Origin of the sequence: Hymenobacter sp., from assembly GCF_036387835.1 — a bacterium.
In the GTDB taxonomy this organism is placed as follows: domain Bacteria; phylum Bacteroidota; class Bacteroidia; order Cytophagales; family Hymenobacteraceae; genus Hymenobacter.
In genome coordinates, this window is sequence record NZ_DASVSY010000052.1 from 17164 (window position 1) to 34539 (window position 17376).

Sequence of the window (17376 nt, forward strand, 5' to 3'; positions counted from 1 at the left end):
TTGTGCTCCCGAGTTGAAATTGTGTAAGACATAAACCCCAAACAAAAGCAGCGCCTGATGCATCAGGCGCTGCTTTTGTTTGGGGTTTATCGTAGCAGGAGTTCTACTTTCCTACTACTGCTGTCTTAATGCTCAGTTCCTTGAGCTGCACTTCGGAAATGGGGGAGGGCGAATCTATCATGACGTCGCGGCCGGAGTTGTTTTTCGGGAAGGCGATGAAGTCGCGGATGGAGTCGGCGCCGCCGAAGAGGCTGCAGAGCCGGTCGAAGCCGAAGGCAATGCCGCCGTGGGGCGGGGCGCCGTACTCGAAGGCGTCGAGCAGGAAGCCGAACTGCGCTTTCGCTTCTTCATCACTGAAACCGAGGAGGCTGAACATGCGGGCCTGCACGCCCCGGTCATGGATACGGATAGAGCCGCCGCCCACTTCTACCCCGTTGACTACCATGTCGTAGGCGTTGGCCCGCACCTCGCCGATGGTATCAGGCGAGTCGAGCAGGGGCACGTCTTCGGGCTTGGGCGAGGTGAAGGGGTGGTGCATGGCGAAGTAGCGACCTTCTTCCTCGTTGAATTCGAGCAGCGGGAAGTCCACCACCCACAGCGCCGAGAAGGTGTCTTTGTCGCGCAAACCGAGGCGGCTACCCATTTCCAGACGCAGCTCCGATAGGGCTTTGCGGGTTTTGTTGGGCTCACCGGCCAGCACCAGCAGCAAGTCGCCGGGCTGGGCGTTGAAGGCAACTTTCCACTTCTGCAACTCTTCCTGGGCGTAAAACTTATCTACCGACGACTTAACCTGACCGTCAGCTTCCACGCGGGCGTATACCAGGCCAGTAGCACCAATCTGAGGGCGCTTCACGTAGTCAGTTAGCTCGTCGAGCTGCTTGCGGGTGTAAGTCGCCGCGCCGGTAGCGCAGATACCAATCACCAAACCGGCCGCCTCGAATACCGGGAAACTGTGGCCTTTTACCAGCTCGTTCAACTCCACGAACGGCATTCCGAAGCGTGTATCCGGCTTGTCGTTGCCATAGAGGCGCATGGCATCGGCATAAGTCATGCGGGGCAGCGTCCCGATTTCGACGCCTTTCACCTCGCGAAACAGGTATTGCACCAGACCCTCGAAGGTGTTAAGAATGTCTTCCTGCTCCACAAACGACATTTCGCAGTCGATTTGGGTGAACTCGGGCTGGCGGTCGGCGCGCAGGTCTTCATCGCGGAAGCATTTCACGATTTGGAAATACCTATCGAAGCCCGATACCATGAGCAGCTGCTTGAAGGTCTGGGGCGACTGGGGCAGGGCGTAGAACTCGCCGGGGTTCATGCGGGAGGGCACCACAAAGTCGCGGGCACCTTCCGGCGTGCTTTTGATGAGCACCGGCGTTTCCACTTCAATGAAATCCTGGCCGTCGAGGTAGCGGCGGGTGGCCTGGGCCACGCGGTGGCGCAGCATCAGGTTCTGGCGCACGGTGTTGCGACGCAGGTCGAGGTAGCGGTACTTCAGCCGCAGGTCGTCGCCGCCGTCGGTTTCGTCTTCGATGAGGAAGGGCGGCAGCTTGGCCGGGTTGAGCACGTCCAGCTTCTCGACCCGGATTTCGATGCCTCCGGTAGGAATCTTGTCGTTTTTGGAGTGGCGCTCCGACACGCGGCCGGTTACTTGCAACACAAACTCGCGGCCGAGTTGGCGGGCCTGCTCGCGCACTTCGGTGGTTTCCACGCCTTCTTCCAGCGCTAGCTGCGTGAGGCCATACCGGTCACGCAAATCAACCCACAGAATGCCGCCTTTGTCGCGGGTGCGCTGCACCCAACCGCAGAGGGTAACGGTTAAACCAACGTGTTCGAGGCGCAATTCGCCGCAAGTGTGAGTCCGGAGCATCTTTACAGTAGTGAGTATGGAGTACTTAGTAGGGAGTATCTAGCCGTTTGCGGGTAGCCGAGCAGGAGCAGAAAAACCTCCCTGCTCACCACCCGCTACTTCGTGCTGATTAAAGGCGAAGGTAGACAGGAAAAATCAGTGGGGTACTAAAAAAGCCAGGTTCGGATTGTAAAGAAACTTACAATGATTTGTGAAAAATGCCTGTTTTAAATGAAAATGGAGCCTTTTTCATTGCCTTGCTGTAAGTTCGGCACGGAGTATGCAAACTGCTGATCCAACTATGCTCTCAACCGACTCGACTTTTCTTACTCTTGCTTCGCTCATGAAACGCTCCGTTCTCCTCGCTCTCGTTGCCGTCCTGTTTTCCTTCTCCTCGCAGGCTCAAACCAAGATCAAAACCAAAGCCAAGGCGGCCGACGGTACCGCAGTAAAAACCAAATCGGAGGCGGAGCCCGTTACGCTGAACGGCCCCATCAAGCGCATCGAAACTTTGTCGGGCATCGACATTTTCCCGGCTAGCGGCGGGCAGAGCATCATGCTTAGCTTCACGCAGCAGTTCACCAAGCCCGGCACGCTGGTGATGACCAACTATAAAAACCAGCCGGTTTACACCACCGCCCTCGACCCCGCCAACAACACCGGCGAGCCAGTGGACCTAGGGCGGATTCCGGCCGGCAGCTATATGATTGAAGCAAAAACCGGCAACTACGTATACTGGAAGAAAGTGAAGGTCACGTATCCGGCCGCCGCGGTAGCCAAGAAAAAGCGCCGCTAAATCACGGATCAAGCCGATTCTTCGGATTACACCGATTTTTTTGATAGCCGCGTACTGCCGTGCCTCAGCTTTGGTAGTTATTCGTTGACTTTTTTTCGCAGCTCCGAAGTTATCTAGCTTCGGAGCTTTGCATTTATTAGCTGTAGCACAAATCTGCGCTTTGTGCTTCGTTGAGCGACTGGTGTTGTACCAGCGCCATCGTTCAACCTTTGCAACGAAACGCAAAGCTTCAGCTTCGCGCTGCATCCTGCGTACCTTGCCGCCATTCCTATGAAAACCACCTCTCGCTTTTTCCGATTTGCTCCGCTTCTGCTGGCCGTGTTGCTACTAGCAGCGTTTGCGGGGCCCAAGCTCAAGAAAACCTCGGTTAGTAAAAATATCACCGTGGGGGTTCCCGAAGGCTTTCAGGCGCTACCCGACGACGGCATTGCGGTGAAATATCCGGCCCCGCGCAAGCCTTTGGCCGTGTTCAGCAACCCCAACGGCCGCGTCGATTTCAGCGTGGCGCAGAAGCCAAGTACCTTCAGCAACCGAGATTATGCGCTGCTGCTTAAGATTTACAAAGCCAGCATCCAGAACATGTATTCCAAGGTGGAGTTCCTAGCCGAGGACATTCGCACCGTCAATAAGCGCGATTTTGTGATGCTGGAATTCGTGTCGTCGGTGGCTGACAACCGCCGGGGCAGCAACCTGGCGCCCATCCGCCGCTACCAGATGGTGCAATACACCATTGAGGGCGACCAGCTCACGGTGTTCACGTTTGTGGCGCCCGCCGACGAGCAAGCGCAGTGGCAGCCCACTGCCCGCGCCGTGATGCAAAGTATTTCGATGAAGTAAACAGCTTGATTGGTGATTGGTAGTAGTTGCTTGTTGAACGGCAATCAGCCGGGGTGCAACTACAACAACCTATCTATCAAAGAGCAGCAGGTCAGCACTATGTCGCACGAGCAGTACATGCGCGAAGCTCTCAAGCAGGCGCGGTATGCCTTGGAGGAAGAAGAAATTCCGATTGGGGCGGTGGTGGTACTGGACAAGCAGATAATTGCGCGGGCCTACAACCAAACCGAACGGCTGCGCGACGTAACGGCCCACGCCGAAATGCTGGCCCTAACGGCCGCCGCCAACCACGTCGGCAACAAGTACCTGACCGACTGTACACTCTACGTAACTATAGAACCGTGCGTAATGTGCGCCGGCGCCACCGCCTGGGCCCAAATACGGCGCGTGGTGTACGGGGCCGATGAGTTGAAAGTCGGGTTCCGACGCCACGGCAATTTGCTGCACCCCAAAGCTGAACTAGTGCGGGGCGTGCTGGCCGAGGAGTGCGCGACCCTGATGCAGGAGTTTTTCGCACGGAAGCGGAAATAAGCTACTTTTGGCCGCTTCCGTAACCCTACCGGGGCTATGGTGGTTATACTACCCGCAATGTTTCCCTTGGCGGGGCCTCACCCCTAGTCCCCATTCTTCGGGGAAAGGAGGCTAGGGGGTGAGGCCCCGCGGGGGTAATTAGGCGAGTTAACTTTCACTTTTTCAAATCCCAAAATCATGGCTTTCGAACTGCCCCAACTGCCTTACGCTTATGATGCCCTGGAGCCGCATATTGATGCGCAAACCATGGAAATCCACCACACCAAGCACCATCAGGCCTACGTAACCAACCTGAACAATGCCATTGCGGGCACGGAGCTGGAGGGCAAGAGCCTCGAAGACCTAATGCAGAATATTGCCTCGGCCCCGGCGGCCGTGCGCAACAACGGCGGCGGCCACTGGAACCACTCGCTGTTCTGGACGGTGCTGGGCCCCAACGGCGGTGGCGAACCAACCGGCGCTATCGGTGAGGCCATTACGCAGTCGTTTGGCAGCTACGAGAAGTTCAAGGAAGAATTCACTAAAGCCGCCACTACGCGCTTCGGCTCGGGTTGGGCGTGGCTGTGCAAGCAAGCCGACGGCTCCCTGAAAATCTGCTCGACGCCTAACCAAGACAACCCGCTGATGCCCGACGCAGGCTGCAGCGGCACGCCCGTACTCGGCCTCGACGTGTGGGAGCACTCCTATTACCTGAAGTATCAGAACCGCCGCCCCGATTACATTGCGGCTTTCTATAACGCCATCAACTGGGACGAAGTGAACAAGCGCTTCGCAGCAGCGGCATAGTTTTTGGTTGATTATCAGGGAAACTGCCTCGCAGTAGTTTCCCGACCCTTCTATCGGTCGGTTTAGTGCCTCTTCAGGCATTGGGCCGACCGATTTTAGTATACGGGCAACAGCTACGGACTAAGTGGCCATCCATTTATTAACCACTTATTTTCAAGCAGTTATATTGATTTTACCCACATAGATTTTACTAGTTACTTATATGGACGCCCTACTTGCTGCGAAATCTGCTAGTGCCCTGTCTGATAGATATCGGCTAAACATTGTGTTGGCGCTCAGCCAGCAAGAGTCTATGCCTTTTGCTGATGTGCAGCAACTAACGGGGCTTTCGCAGCCCTGCGTATCGCACCATTTAAAAATTTTAACCGATAGTGGCTTGGTGCGGACGCGTAAATGCGGCCGTTGTTTGAGCTTGACACTTAACCGGGAGGCCATGGGTCAGTTTGCTTCTTTTCTAGTTAATCTGCGGTAGAAACTTGCTTGAAATCATTTAAACATTTCAATAAATTAATTCTTTATAAGCCCGTCAAAGCGTTTTACTCTTAACCCTTTTTTGACGTATCATGGCTTCTAAGATTTTTTCGCCAACGCAGCTTGGCTCGCTAACCCTTCAAAACCACCTCGCCATGGCCCCGATGACGCGCAGCCGCGCGCTCGGCAATGTGCCTAACACCCTGATGGCCGAGTATTATGCGCAACGCGCATCGGTGGGCCTCATTATCACGGAGGGCACGTCGCCCTCGCCGAGCGGCTTGGGCTATGCTCGTATTCCGGGCCTATTCAATGCCGAGCACGTAGCCGGCTGGAAACTGATTACGGATGCCGTACATGCTAAAGGCGGCCACATTTTCGTGCAACTCATGCACTCGGGCCGCATTTTTCACCCCCTGAATCTACCAGCAGGGGCTGAAGGCGTAGGTCCTTCGGCCGTGGTAGCCGCGGGCCAGATGTGGACCGATCAGCAGCAGATGCAGGACCACCCCACGCCCCGCGCCCTCAGCACCGAGGAAGTACGGAGCGTCATTCAGGAGCATGTGCAAGCCGCCAAGCTGGCCATAGAAGCTGGTTTCGATGGCGTGGAGCTGCACGGGGCCAACGGCTACCTGCTGGAGCAGTTTCTAAACCCGAACAGCAATGTGCGTACTGACGAGTACGGCGGTAGCGTGCAAAACCGGGCCCGCTTTGTGCTGGAAACCGCCAAAGCCGTAGCAGAAGCCATTGGCGCCGAGCGCACCGGCATTCGGCTTTCACCTTGGGGCATGGCCAGCGACATGGCCCACTACCCGGAAATCGACGAAACTTACGCTTACCTGGCCGAGGAGCTGCAGAAGCTGAACCTGGTGTATCTGCATCTGGTCGACCACGAGAGCATGGGCGCTCCTACCGTACCAGCCGAAACGGTAGCCACCGTCCGTAAGAAGTTCACAAACACCCTGATTCTGAGCGGCGGCTACAACACGGTTCAAGAAATTGAGGCTGCTCTGGATAGTGGCCGGGCCGGCTTAGTGGCCATCGGCCGCCCGTTCATTTCCAACCCTGATCTGGTAGCTCGCCTCCAGCAGGGCGCCGAGTTGGCCCCTTACGACCCCGACACCTTCTACGCTCCTGGCCCCGAAGGCTTCCACCAAGGCTACACCGACTATCCGGCCCTGGCTGAAGCCGAGGCTGCGGCCAAGTAAAGCGGCTTCCTGGCCCCTAAACAAAAAGCCTCTCCTGGCACAGGAAAGGCTTTTTGTTTAGGGGCCAGCGCACTACTCAGCCTTTACCACTCACAACACCACCCCGTTTTGCAGGCTGCGAAACACGAGGGCCATCAGCACCAACCCCACTACCGCGCCCCACGACCACCGGAAAACGACCGGCGCGGTGGAGCCGGACAGTTCTGGCTGGCACATAGCGGCGCCCCAGGCAGCGCCTAGTACCATACTGCTCATGGGCGCAACCAGCAAGTTTGCTAACGTAGGCACCGGCCACGACAGCGCCGTAATCACTATTGACCCAATCAGCCAGGGCCAGGCAGTAAGCGCCCGCAACGCCCTACCCTTCTCCACCCGCGCGGCGGGCGTGGCTACCTCGGCCGGTACGAAGCGCATAAACAACGGAGCCGTGCGCCGGACACTGATGGTAAGGACGATACCCGCTGCCACGGCCACCCCGAGCGGCAGGGGCAGGTGCCAGATAGCCGCCACCTGGCCCAGGTCGCCGTAGGGCACGAAGGGCGTAATCATGAGGTAGCCGAGGAAATTGATAACCCCGAACACGCCGAAAAACAACGCAAACAAAGCTGCCAGTCCGGTGGCCCGACGCTGGCGCACGAAAGCCAGGACCACCAGTCCCTGCAGCAAACTGAACACGGGCCCGGCCAAAGCCACCAGCGCCTGCCGGAATTCGGACAGGTCGTTGACGTTGCGGACTGAGGTGTTGTAGAGCGTGGGGTGGCCGCCCAGCGCCAGGGCTATGAGGGCGTGCACCAGCCGTGCAGCAGCACCGTCAGCAGAAAGGCGGTAATGTACACGCACGACGCATTTAGCACTAGGTGGGTGATGGAGCGGATGAGCATGCGGTGGCGCCTGCGGGCATAAACTAAGCGAAAGGAGGATGATTCAAGGTAATGGCAAGAAAATCAAGCAGCAGTATTCTATTGAATTTCTTTACTTCTATTGTTCCCGACTGGCGTTACTGCCAAGTTTTCACCACCCCGAAATACAGCAGGCGCCGCTGGAAATATTCGGGCACGGTCTGCGTGTAATCAGGCGTGTAGGCGTAGCCGCTCACGTTGCGGGCGTTGAAGAGGTTGCTGCACACGGCGTAGAGTACCAGCGTATTGCCGTTGGTGGGGCGGCGGATAAACTTGCTGGCCGTAAGGTCGGCGCGGAAGTAGTTGGGCAGGTACGAGGCGTTGAAATCCGTTGGATATTGGGGTAGCACGCCGCCGGTGGCGGGGTCGGGGGTGGTGCCGAGCACGGGTGTGAAGGGGGCGCCGGCGCGGTACTGCGCAAACAGGCCTAGCTCACCCCACTTACCCACCAGCTTGAGGGTGCTTTTCAGCTGAAAGCGCACGTCGTAGCGGCGTTGGGCTAAAGCCAGGGCGCGGGCATCGGGGGTGGTGGCGTCGTAGCGGGCGGGACTGGCGTGCACGGTGGCGGCGGCCAGGTCGGCGCGCAGGCAGCTGAAGAAGGTGCGCTGCCCAAATACTTCGGCGCCTACCAGATTGGTGCGGAGTATCGAGCGCTCTTGCTTGGCGTAGATGGCGGCCGTGAGCATGGGTCCATCGGGGGTGGCACTGGTGGCGGAGTAGTCGAGGGCCAGCTGGCGGATGCGGGTGCGCAGGAAGCCGTAGTAGGTGGGATCGGGCGAGGTAAAGGAGATATACTGCCCACCGGAGAGGTTGAGGAAGCGGTGGACGCTCAGGTTGCGGCGCACGTTGAGCTGCGCGCTACCGTAGCCGGGCTGCGCGAGGTGTGGCACCGCATTTAGGCGCAGCCCCACCCCCAGCACCCACGGGCCGCGGCTGTATTTGGTGTACTGATACGTTTCCCACAGCGTGCGGCCCTGCCCGAAAGCAGCGGCGTAGGTGGGCGCCGTGGCGCTTAACTCGTCGCGGCGCACCGGAAACCGGCCGGCCAGGTGCAGGCGCCGCTCGTCGTAGCTGAGGCCGGCGCGGGTGCTGAGGGTGCCAGACCAGTAGCGGCGGTAGTGGGCGGCAGCGTAGTAGTCGGCGAAGCGGCAGGTGGTGTTGTAGCTACCGAAAGCATCGTGGGCGCGGCGCTGGCTGAGGCCGTGGCTGAGCGCCAGGTCGGCGCCGGGCCAGGCCTGCTCGTAGCTCAGCGCGTAGAAGCCGCGCAGGTTGCGGTACTGGTAGTTGGTGGGGCCGCCGGTGGCGGGGCGGTAGGCGTACCGTTCACTCAGGCCGTAGCCAAATGCCTTGACGGTGCCGTACCCCCCTACTTTGGTGGCAAAATGCACTCCGCCATCGACCAGCCCAAAGCGGGGCAATTGCCGGAACGAAGCCGGGTTCACGGCCCGCAGCAGCAGCCCGTCCTGCGCGTTCAGGTACGCTTTCAGCATGCCCCGCTGCCCCACCGGCCGCCCAGCCAGCAGCCCCGAGTTGGCTAGCCCCAACGAGGCCTGCACGAAGTTGCTGCGCCGCCGCTCATCGGTACTCAAGCTGATAAGACCCGCCCCCGCGTTGCCAAACTCCAGCGGCGGATTGGTTGGAAACACCAGCACCGACTTCACCAAATCGACGCTGAAGATGCCGAACGTGCCGATGCCGGTGAGTTGCGCGAACTTCACGGCGTCATAAATCGGTACGTTGTTGAGGTAGATGCCGGTCTGGCTAGGGTCGGAACCGCGCAAACTGATGCTGGCCGACTCGTCGAGGGTAGTAGCGGCGGGCAGGGTGCGCACGGCCAGCAGGGGGTCGGCCGCGGCGGCCGGGTTGGTGACGATGCTTAGGAAATCCAGCTCCCGCACAATAAAATCTTCGGCAATAGGCCGCTTGGCCGTTACTTCCACCTGGGTCAGCGTGAGGCCCCCGGCCGGTACCAGCCGCACCACCACTACCGCCATCGGCACTGTCCGCAGCACCAGCCGAAACGACCGGTAGCCCACGTAGCTCACCACCAGGGTATCGGGTTGGCCGGCTGCAAAAGGCAGCACAAATGCGCCGTCGAGGTCGGTGGCCGTTGTGCTGGCAGGCTGCCCGGTCAAGCGTACGGTGGCCCCGAGCAGCTTTTCGCCGGTGCTATGGTCGGCCACGGTGCCGCGCACCGTAGCCGGAGTTTGGGCCAGCGCAGCGGAAGTCAGCAGACACAGCAAGGCCAGGCTACGCAGCAGTTGCCGCGTGCAATGCAAGTAGAGAAAGGTCATGGGAGTTAAGGAAAGAACTGTAGCATACGCTTCAGCTGCTACATTTTAGCCAGCAAACCTTTCAGACGGCCGTGGCCGGGGTATTTGGCGAGGCCTTCGGTGGCATACTTGCGGGCCAAATCAAGCTGGCCGGCGGCCTGGTAGGCTTGGGCGAGGTAGCAGTAGGCGTCGGCTTTGCCCCAGTTAGGAGCGTAAGGATTTGGGTCGGGCTTTTCGGGGGCGGCAACGGCTTTCAGTAACTGCGCAACGGCCACTTTGCCCCCACCGTACTGCTTGGGCGTGTAGAAGTCGTTGACGCCGCGGGCATAGTGGGCACGCAGGTTGCCAGGCGCCAGTGTCACGGCTTTTTCCGCGTTTTCCTTAGTGGTATTGGCTTTGAAGGCTACGGTCAGGAAGCTCGCGAATTCCAGGTTTAGGCCTTGCAGCAACGAAAGCAGGGCGTAATGCTCGGCGGTTTTGGTGGGCACGGCTTCCAGCAAGTCGATGCCTTTTTCCAGACACGCCTCGGCCCGCGCCTTGTCCGGCCCGGCCCGGAAGTAGAGGTGGTATTGCGCGAAGGCGCCCCAATAGTTGAGGTAGGCGTTGGGCTGGGCGGTGCGCAGCTCGTCCAAGGCTTTGGCTACTAGTTGCAGGGAGTCGGTGGGCGTGTGCCAGGTAAGCTTGCTTTGAATGTGGGTCAGCACGTTCTGGCCGCGGCTTTGGGCCAGCAGCCGGCCCGGCATCAGCAACACAAGCAACAAGAGCGGAAGCAGATACTTTTTCATGAGCAAGAAACGAAGAGAGGTGGAAAAACAGACAAAGCGCGGCCCAGTGAGCCACCAAAAGCAGCTGAATAGACAGGGAAACAGAATTTTGGCAAGAGCAAGTGCGACTGGCTATTCCGGCTTGAGGTAGCGCTGCAAGCTGCTTACGTAGTTCTCGAAGGCCTTGACGCCTTCCGGCGTGATGGCGCAGCGCGTGAGCGGGTAGGAGCCGTTGAACTCCTTGGTCATGGTAAGGTAGCCAGCGTCTTTCAGCTTGCTAATCTGGGTGCTCAGATTGCCGGCGGTGGCGCCGGTTTTCTCTTTCAGAAAGTTGAATTCAGCTTCCCGCACACTCAGCAAGAGCGACATTACCGCGAGCCGCAGCTGCGAGTGCAGCAGCGGATCCAGGTCTTCAAAGGGCGCGGCCACGGCGGTATTGGCTTCTCAGCATGTGTCCGGGTAGTACGTAAGCCACCAGCACGGCGGCGACTACCAGCAACAATTGCGTGTCGAAAGCCGCCCGAAATGCTACCGTGGCCAGCAGCCAGCAGGCGGCCCCGCCCCAAATCAGCGGCCTGAACCGCAACGCGCCGCCCGTAGCAAAGGTGCTCAGGCCGTAAAGCGCAATAATAAGCGGATAGACCGTGCGCCAGCCTGAGGCAACCCCCACGCCAATCAGCATCAGCATCAGGATGCCAAAGCCAGCCCACAAAAACAGCATAAAGTCGCTCTGGGCAGTGCGCACCCGCTCGCGCCGCCCCCGACGGGCCCCGTTCACGAAAGCCACCACCGTCCCAATCCCCATCAGCACCGGCCAGGCCAGCCAGGGCTTGTTGTAGCCTGCCTGCAGCAGAATGTAGTGCGACAGCGCCGCCACCAGCACCAACCAGCCCCACAACAGCAGATCAAAGGAATGGTCGCTCAGGTCTTGCTTGGCCGCTTGTATCATCTGCTGGATCAGCAGTAAGCTTTCGGGCGCGGAAAACGGTTTTTCGGTCGGTTCCATGGTTCGTTGTTTGCTTTTCGTTTGTCGTTGCTGATTTCCGATTCGTTTATCGCTGTCTGGTTTTCGTTTTTTGCTGCTAGTTAGCCTTTTCAAGACAGCATCGACGCAAAGCAAAACAAACAACGGCAAACCAGTTGCTAAGCCACCCGGCGAAGCAAATAGCCGGGGATGATGTAGCTCAATAGCATGGCAGCGGCAATCAATAGCAGCTGCGTATCGGCGGGGACAGTGGCGGCAGCAGCACCAAGCACCCCGCAGACTACGCCGCCAAGTTGCAGCGGGCGGAAGTGCAGCACCCGGCCGGCTATGTAAGTAGTTACGCCATACAGCACCAATAGCAGCGGGTGCACCACCGCCCAGCCCACCACGCAAGCGCAGGCCACCGACAAGAGAATAATCAGCACAAAGCTCTTTTGCAGCAGGCGCATGGCGTTGCTGGCGGCCGTAGCGTCGGCCTGCCCCAGCTGGCGCTGCCGCCGCCCCCGAATGCCCTGCACCATGCCCATCAGCGGCATGAGCACCATCCAGGGCAGCCAGGGCGCGGCAAACCCAACCTGCTCCAGCGCATAGTTGCTCAGCGCAGCCGTTAGCACCACCGAACCCCGAAACAGATAGGTAAAGGCATAGGTGTTCAGGTTGGCTGCTTCTTCCAGCGGCTGCGCATTGAATGCGTTGGTCGAAGCAGAACGGAGGGCGAGGCTGGCAAGGTTTTTCATGGCGGTAGCATATTTGAGTGTCAGAATGATACAAACGTAAACTAGTTTATACTGTAAACCAAATCATTTCATAAACTTATTTACAGGATTTTCCATCCGCTTTTCTCTGCTTTTCCCCTTTCCGATTTTAGTTATCTTTGGATGCCTGGTCTGCGCAAGTGGCCGGGTTGTTCTTTTTCTCCTCGGGTTAACTTCTTTTCCAGCGCCAGGTTTCCTGGTTGGCAGCGTGCTGTGGCGGCCTCTTGGCCGAGTTGGGGCGCTGGGTGTCGCAGGTATCTGGTGTATCTCTTTTATTCCGAAGCTGGAAAAGCTTGTCCTTTCTCTGCAAACCCATTTCTAACTCAACCCTGCATGAATATCAAGCTGCGTCTTATTATCATGAGCTTCCTCCAGTTTTTTATCTGGGGCTCGTGGCTGATAACTATTGGCGCTTATTGGTTTAAAACCAAAGAGTGGTCGGGGGGGCAGTTTGGCGCCATCTTTTCGACCATGGGCATCGCCTCGATTTTTATGCCTTCGCTGATGGGCATCGTGGCCGATAAGTATATGAACGCCGAAAAGCTGTACGGCATCCTCCACATTCTGGGGGGCATCGTGCTGTTCACGGTCCCGCTGGTCGATAATCCGGGTACGATGTTCTGGGTGATGCTGCTGAACATGATTTTCTACATGCCCACGCTGGCTCTCTCCATTGCAGTTTCCTACTCGGTGCTCAAAAGCAGAGGCGGCGACGTCGTGAAGGACTATCCCCCCATTCGGGTGTGGGGCACGGTGGGCTTCATCGTGGCGTTGTGGGTGGTGAGCTTACTCGGCTTCGAAACCTCGTCCAGCCAGTTTGTTGTGGCGGGCGGCGCGGCCATATTGCTTGGTTTTTATTCCTTTACGCTGCCCAAGTGCCCGCCAATGGCGCAGGCCGGTCCAAAGAAAAGTGTGGTTGATGCCCTCGGGCTGCAGTCGTTTACGCTGCTACGCAACCCCAAAATGGCGGTCTTTTTCCTGTTTGCGCTGTTGCTCGGGGCGGCTTTGCAGTTAACCAATGCCTACGGCGACGTCTTCCTGCACGACTTCGACCAAATTGCCGAGTACAAGAATTCGGTTGCGGTGAAGAATCCCGCCATCATCATGTCTATTTCGCAGATATCGGAAACGCTGTTTATTCTGGCAATTCCTTTCTTTCTCAGAAGGTTTGGCATCAAGCAGGTAATGCTCTTTAGCATGATTGCCTGGGTGTTGCGGTTCGGGCTGTTCGCCTACGGCAATCCTGGCGACGGCTTATGGATGATTATTCTCTCGTGCATCGTGTACGGCATGGCCTTCGACTTCTTTAACATTTCGGGCTCGTTGTTTGTCGAAACTCAAACCGAGCCTACTATCAGAGCCAGCGCGCAAGGGTTGTTCATGATGATGACCAATGGCTTCGGCGCCGTGCTAGGTAGCTCGCTCAGTGGCATTATTATTCAAGAGTACTTCACCAACGCCGACAACACCAAGGACTGGCATAGCATCTGGATAACCTTTGCCTTGTACTCCCTGGTTATTGCGGTTTTGTTTATGATTCTCTTCAAACATGAGCATAACCCGCAGGAAATAGCCAGCGTGCATAGCGAGCACCTCTTGACAGCCGAACAGGCATAAGCGCCAAGCAAAGTGTAGCCGTGGGTGATTGCTGATTAAGTGGAACGCAGCCTGGGTTTCGTTCTGCAATCGAGTCAAAAAACACGAGCGGCATCAGCTTGAGCGTGTGAACTTCAGGTAAACCCTACGAAAAGTCCGAACTGCACAGTTCGGACTTTTTTCTGCGCTATGGATCATGTACATTCCCGGTCGTAAGCTCCCATTGCATCAGTCTTTTTCATATGCCTAAAGCTCCCGCAGCTGCGTGCCCGGTCGATACCCCGTCCGAGGTGCCCAATCTGCTGCCCATGTTCGAAACCGCTTACTACTTCCAGCCTAATACCTGGTTCTACCAATCCTACGGGAAGCTCCCGCGGCGCCTCAATTTTCAGCTCTCCAGTAAAGACGAACGCCACAAGTTGCTGGAGCAGTTGGCGAAGCTCTACGACTTGGAAGCCTCCACGGTGGCGCATGTACGGGCCTATGAGAAATCAGAAGCGGCACCCGAACTCGTGACCTACGCGTTACTGCTGGCGCCTGAGTTGCTTTTGTACATCGACGACCGGAGCGGGTACGGCGACCGGGGTGCCTTTGTTTACTACTCGGCCGCCACCGATAAGGCCGCGCTCGATCAGCTTGTGGGGCTGCTCCAGGCGCTGCTGGAAATTGGCGAACAAGAGCGCCACCGGATTCATGTGCTGCGCCTGGCCTACAATGACCTGGAGTTCACGCCACTCTCCATCAAAGTACCGGAGCTGGACCTGAGCACCCACTACAACGACGACTTACTCCCGGTGCACGACATTATTGTGGAGCGCCTGCGCCAGCCGCAAGACAAAGGCATCGTGATTCTGCACGGCCCGCCCGGCACCGGCAAAACCAGCTACATCCGCCATCTGTGCGGCCTGCTCGACAAGCCCAAGCTGTTTATTCCGCCCAACCTCGCGGCCCGCATTGCCGACCCCGAGTTCATCAACCTGCTCCACGACAACACCAATTCCATCCTCATCATCGAGGATGCCGAAGAACTGCTTTTGAAGCGCGAAGGCGGCCGGGGCGGTAGCGCGGTCAGCAACCTGCTCAACCTCTCCGATGGCTTGCTTGCCGACTGCTTCCACATTCAGGTGGTGTGCACCTTCAACACGGAATTAGCCCGCATCGACAGCGCCCTACTCCGCAAAGGCCGCTTGATTGCCGCCTACCATTTCCAGCCGCTAACTCAGGAAAAAGCGCAGGCCTTGGCTATCACGCTCGGTCAATCAGCTCCCGTAGACGGCCCCCTGGCTCTCACCGACGTCTACAACCGCGATGCGCCGGCTTTTGACGCTTCTCCCGCCACCGGCCGCATCGGTTTTGGACAAGTTCGCTAGCTCGTCAGCATAAAAATAGTTTATAAAAAGTCTGTTTCCAGCATACACAAAACCCCGCTTTGCAGGCTGCAAAGCGGGGTTTTGTGCTTGTTCTAAGATAGGAAAAAGCTGGCTGAGTTAAAGCACAGTACATAGTGCTTTAACTCAGCGCTTATATCGGAGTGCAGGCGACAGATCAGAGAAATCTGAATCCGTACAGTTCGACAAAACTCGCTAAATCTGTGGATTTAGAATTGCTCGTCGGGACCGAAGAAGAAGCTGCCTTCAATCTGCGCGTTTTCGTCGGAGTCGGAACCGTGAACGGCGTTGGCTTCGATGCTCTTGGCGTACTTTTTCCGGATGGTACCTTCGGCGGCCTGGGCAGGGTTGGTAGCGCCGATGAGGGTGCGGAAGTCAGCTACGGCATTTTCTTTCTCGAGAATGGCGGCTACAATTGCCCCCGACGACATGTACTTCACCAGGTCGCCGTAGAAGGGCCGCTCTTTGTGCACCTCGTAGAACTGGCCGGCGCGCTCGGGAGTCAGCTTCACTTTCTTGAGCGCAACAATGCGGAAGCCGCCCTCTTCGATCATGCTCAGAATTCCACCGATGTGGTTTTCCTGCGTGGCGTCGGGCTTAATCATGGTGAACGTGCGGTTCGTGGCCATCTTATTCTATGGGTTGGGTTAAAACAAATTCCTGTTGGGAAGTGCAAAGAGCTTGCGGGCGCAAAAGTAGACGGTTTGGGCGGGAAGTTGCTAGCTGCGTCAGAAGTTGCCGGCAAAACAGCTTTATAAGAACCGTCTTCGGCTTTGCGAATCGTGGCTCGATATGGCTCGACTTGGAAGCAGCCACCCGCCAGGCAGCAGGACCGAGAGTTGCAGTTTCCAGAAGCCACCAATTAAAATTTCTGCCTTCTTTTTTGTTGGTGATGGCCGACCAACGCATCAGCAGACAAGGAAACCTTTGCCGCAATTTTTTCAGTGAAAACAGTGTTCTTTCAGCAGCAGGACAGCTGTGAAACAAAATCCAAGGAAAGTACTTTCTTGAAATAACAGCGGAACTATAGTCGTCCTGTTCAGGCGATTACTGCTGCCGTTGCACCAAACCCAAAGCTGTTTTGTTGGAACCCGGAATATTTCCGACTTTTGCCGCCTTGCTCCCGGCATAAAATCCCGAATTTCAGCCACCTATCAGTAGGCAATGTCCACAATCTCTGAGCTGCAGGAGCTGCTATCGCAACCCCGGCAGGTTTTCATCACCACCCACCACAAGCCCGACGCCGACGCTCTCGGCTCGTCGTTGGGACTGGCAGGCTACCTTCGCAAAAAAGGCCACACCGTAACCGTCGTCACGCCTTCCGACTACCCGGATTTTCTGGCGTGGATGCCCGGCAACAGCGACGTAGTCGTGTACGATTCGCGCCGCAACGACGCGCAAGTGCGCGAAATAATTGGAACGGCTGAGGTGCTGTTCTGCCTCGATTTCTCGTGTTTGGGCCGCATCAACGAGATGGGCGAGTACATTCGCCAAGCGCCCGGCACCAAGGTGCTCATCGACCACCACCAGGAGCCCGAGCAGTTCGCCGACCTCGACTTCTCGAACTCGAAAGCTGCTGCTACCGCCGAGCTAGTGTTTGAAGTGATCCGCGACATGGGCGACCAGAGCCTGATCGACGCGGGCATTGGCGAGTGCCTCTACGCCGGCATCATGACCGACACAGGCTCGTTCCGGCACCCGAGCACCTCACGCAACGTGCACCTCATTATTGCCGAGCTGCTCAACGCCGATATCAACCTCTCCGATGTGCACCGCCGCATCTACGACTCGCACTCTGAAATGCGCCTGCGCTTTCTGGGGTTCGTGCTCAAAGACAAGCTACGCGTATTACGCGAGTACAACACGGCCTACATTGCCATCACGCAGGACGAGCTAAAAGAGTACGACTCGAAAACCGGTGACACCGAAGGTCTCGTAAATTTTGCGCTTAGCATCGAAGGCATCGTTTTCGCGGCCGTACTTATCGACCGCGGGCAGGCCATCAAGATATCTTTCCGCTCGGTTGGCGACTTCTCGGTGAGCAGTTTCTCGCGCGACCACTTCAACGGTGGCGGCCACCACAACGCGGCGGGCGGCATTAGTTACGACGCACTCGACAACACCGTGCAACGTTTCCTCGATTTATTGCCTCAATACCAGAGCCAACTGGTGACGGCCCCTCTGGCAGTTGCGCCGCCTACGGTGTAACTTGCCTGAAATTTCTTTTTCACCACCTTTCCC

Annotated in this window: 17 protein-coding genes; 9 read left to right on the forward strand and 8 right to left on the reverse strand. The window is 57.6% G+C overall.

The window, feature by feature from the left end:
• Window positions 1–103: 103 nt before the first annotated feature.
• Complete coding sequence (aspS, locus tag VF639_RS10480) at window positions 104–1867, reverse strand: aspartate--tRNA ligase (RefSeq protein ID WP_331145851.1); 1764 nt, start codon at window positions 1865–1867, stop codon at window positions 104–106.
• 322 nt (window positions 1868–2189) lie between these two features.
• Here aspS and VF639_RS10485 point away from each other — a divergent pair, with 322 nt between their 5' ends.
• The 6 genes from VF639_RS10485 (at window position 2190) to VF639_RS10510 (ending at window position 6475) form a co-directional block, all read left to right on the forward strand.
• Entirely contained in the window at window positions 2190–2642 is a 453-nt protein-coding gene (locus VF639_RS10485; protein WP_331145852.1) for a hypothetical protein, read from the forward strand.
• 270 nt (window positions 2643–2912) lie between these two features.
• Window positions 2913–3479, forward strand: coding sequence for a hypothetical protein (locus tag VF639_RS10490; protein WP_331145853.1), 567 nt, complete (start codon window positions 2913–2915; stop codon window positions 3477–3479).
• 99 nt (window positions 3480–3578) lie between these two features.
• The gene (locus VF639_RS10495) at window positions 3579–4010 is read left to right on the forward strand and encodes a nucleoside deaminase (protein WP_331145886.1); all 432 of its coding nucleotides are present in this window, start codon (window positions 3579–3581) and stop codon (window positions 4008–4010) included.
• A 177-nt stretch (window positions 4011–4187) separates the two neighbouring features.
• Window positions 4188–4796 (forward strand): superoxide dismutase, encoded by a 609-nt coding sequence (locus VF639_RS10500; RefSeq protein ID WP_277225240.1) that lies wholly within the window; start codon window positions 4188–4190, stop codon window positions 4794–4796.
• Window positions 4797–4998: 202 nt separating this feature from the next.
• Window positions 4999–5268 (forward strand): ArsR/SmtB family transcription factor, encoded by a 270-nt coding sequence (locus VF639_RS10505; RefSeq protein ID WP_331145854.1) that lies wholly within the window; start codon window positions 4999–5001, stop codon window positions 5266–5268.
• A gap of 91 nt (window positions 5269–5359) precedes the next feature.
• A complete protein-coding gene (locus VF639_RS10510) occupies window positions 5360–6475 on the forward strand; it encodes an alkene reductase (protein ID WP_331145855.1) in 1116 nt (371 codons plus the stop codon).
• Window positions 6476–6565: 90 nt separating this feature from the next.
• Here the strand turns inward: VF639_RS10510 and VF639_RS10515 are convergent, their stop codons facing one another.
• The 6 genes from VF639_RS10515 to VF639_RS10540 form a co-directional block, all read right to left on the reverse strand.
• Complete coding sequence (locus VF639_RS10515) at window positions 6566–7267, reverse strand: hypothetical protein (protein ID WP_331145856.1); 702 nt, start codon at window positions 7265–7267, stop codon at window positions 6566–6568.
• A 205-nt stretch (window positions 7268–7472) separates the two neighbouring features.
• Complete coding sequence (locus tag VF639_RS10520) at window positions 7473–9668, reverse strand: carboxypeptidase-like regulatory domain-containing protein (RefSeq protein ID WP_331145857.1); 2196 nt, start codon at window positions 9666–9668, stop codon at window positions 7473–7475.
• Window positions 9669–9706: 38 nt separating this feature from the next.
• Window positions 9707–10432 (reverse strand): tetratricopeptide repeat protein, encoded by a 726-nt coding sequence (locus VF639_RS10525; protein WP_331145858.1) that lies wholly within the window; start codon window positions 10430–10432, stop codon window positions 9707–9709.
• Between the two features lie 111 nt (window positions 10433–10543).
• Window positions 10544–10840 (reverse strand): winged helix-turn-helix domain-containing protein, encoded by a 297-nt coding sequence (locus VF639_RS10530; RefSeq protein WP_331145859.1) that lies wholly within the window; start codon window positions 10838–10840, stop codon window positions 10544–10546.
• Complete coding sequence (locus VF639_RS10535; protein WP_331145860.1) at window positions 10824–11417, reverse strand: hypothetical protein; 594 nt, start codon at window positions 11415–11417, stop codon at window positions 10824–10826. Before VF639_RS10535 ends, VF639_RS10530 begins: the two co-directional genes overlap by 17 nt.
• A gap of 137 nt (window positions 11418–11554) precedes the next feature.
• Window positions 11555–12133: a hypothetical protein gene (locus VF639_RS10540; protein ID WP_331145861.1), complete on the reverse strand. Its 579-nt coding sequence runs from the start codon at window positions 12131–12133 to the stop codon at window positions 11555–11557.
• A 351-nt stretch (window positions 12134–12484) separates the two neighbouring features.
• Here VF639_RS10540 and VF639_RS10545 point away from each other — a divergent pair, with 351 nt between their 5' ends.
• Both VF639_RS10545 and VF639_RS10550 read left to right on the forward strand, forming a co-directional pair.
• Window positions 12485–13768: a nucleoside permease gene (locus VF639_RS10545; RefSeq protein WP_331145862.1), complete on the forward strand. Its 1284-nt coding sequence runs from the start codon at window positions 12485–12487 to the stop codon at window positions 13766–13768.
• A 221-nt stretch (window positions 13769–13989) separates the two neighbouring features.
• A complete protein-coding gene (locus VF639_RS10550) occupies window positions 13990–15117 on the forward strand; it encodes an AAA family ATPase (protein ID WP_331145863.1) in 1128 nt (375 codons plus the stop codon).
• Between the two features lie 227 nt (window positions 15118–15344).
• On the opposite strand, the gene VF639_RS10555 is transcribed toward VF639_RS10550, so the two are convergent.
• On the reverse strand, window positions 15345–15764 hold the full coding sequence (locus VF639_RS10555) for a nucleoside-diphosphate kinase (protein ID WP_331145864.1): 420 nt from the start codon (window positions 15762–15764) through the stop codon (window positions 15345–15347).
• Between the two features lie 535 nt (window positions 15765–16299).
• Between VF639_RS10555 and VF639_RS10560 the strand changes: the two genes are divergently transcribed.
• Window positions 16300–17343: a DHH family phosphoesterase gene (locus VF639_RS10560; protein ID WP_331145865.1), complete on the forward strand. Its 1044-nt coding sequence runs from the start codon at window positions 16300–16302 to the stop codon at window positions 17341–17343.
• The last annotated feature ends 33 nt before the right edge of the window (window positions 17344–17376 follow it).